At 58.6% G+C, this 1,189-nt stretch carries 2 protein-coding genes; both read right to left on the bottom strand.

Features of this window, described 5'->3' with window-relative positions:
* The coding region (locus tag FHX05_RS30215; protein ID WP_183876557.1) for an inorganic phosphate transporter at positions 1-915 on the bottom strand (915 nt) is incomplete at its 3' end.
* The coding region (locus tag FHX05_RS30210) for a DUF47 family protein (protein ID WP_183876555.1) at positions 915-1,189 on the bottom strand (275 nt) is incomplete at its 5' end. The genes FHX05_RS30210 and FHX05_RS30215, both read right to left, overlap by 1 nt.

The raw sequence follows: 1,189 nt of genomic DNA, 5'->3' as shown, positions 1-1,189 counted from the left end.
CGCCAATCCCCATCGAACCGCCGAGATCCGCCGCGCGGCGCCGACACCGATGATAGCGCCCGTGATCGTATGGGTCGTCGAGACCGGGATGCCGAGCCATGTCGCGGCAAACAGTGTCAAAGCACCGCCCGTCTCGGCACAGAAACCCTGCATTGGATTGAGCCTCGTGATCTTCGAGCCCATCGTGTGCACGATCCGCCAACCGCCAAACAGTGTCCCGAGCGCCATCGCGGATTGACAGGATAACACCACCCACAGGGGCACGTGGAACTCCGCTCCGGTATGACCTTGCGAATAGAGCAGAACGGCGATGATGCCCATGGTCTTCTGGGCGTCGTTTCCGCCATGGCCGAGGGAGTAGAGAGAAGCGGAGACAAATTGCAGCACACGGAAGGTGCTGTCGACGGCGAAGGGCGTCTGGCGAATGAATATCCAAGTCACGCACAGCACGAGGAAAAGCGCGAGAACGAAGCCAAGTAGAGGAGACATGACGATGGCGCCGGCCGTCTTCAGCAAGCCCGACCAAACAATGGCGCCCATACCGATTTTAGCTAGGCCGGCGCCGACGAGGCCACCGACCAGTGCATGCGACGAACTTGATGGAATGCCGAAAACCCAGGTCACGATGTTCCAGACGATCGCCCCCATCAGGGCGGCGAAGATGACCTGCGGCGTGACGATATTGGGATCGATGATGCCGGTGCCGAGGGTTTCGGCAACGTGAAGCCCAAAGAACAGGAAGGCGATAAAATTGAAGAATGCAGCCCACAGCACGGCATATTGCGGCCGCAGGACCCGGGTCGAGACGATGGTCGCAATAGAATTGGCGGCATCGTGCAGTCCGTTCAAAAAGTCGAAGAACAAGGCCACCGCGATGAGACCCGCCAGCAGCGGAAAAGCGAGGGTGGCCTCCATCAGACGTTCTCGATCACAATGCCGCTGATTTCATTGGCGACATCTTCGAACCGGTCGACAACCTTCTCCAGCTCGCCATAAATCTCGCTGCCAATGATATAGGCCATCGGGTTCGTTGCGCCATGGCGGCGAAAGAGATCCTTCAGGCCCTGCTCATGGAGTTCATCAGAACGCTCTTCGACATCAACAATCTCTTCGGTGAGCGCGCTGAGGCGGGAGGAATTGGCGCTCATGCGATCGAGAAGAGGAATTGCATCAGCCACCAGTTTTGCCG

This window comes from Rhizobium sp. BK491 (genome assembly GCF_014194925.1).
In the GTDB taxonomy this organism is placed as follows: Bacteria; Pseudomonadota; Alphaproteobacteria; order Rhizobiales; family Rhizobiaceae; genus Rhizobium.
This window is presented reverse-complemented; position numbering and strand designations above follow the sequence as displayed.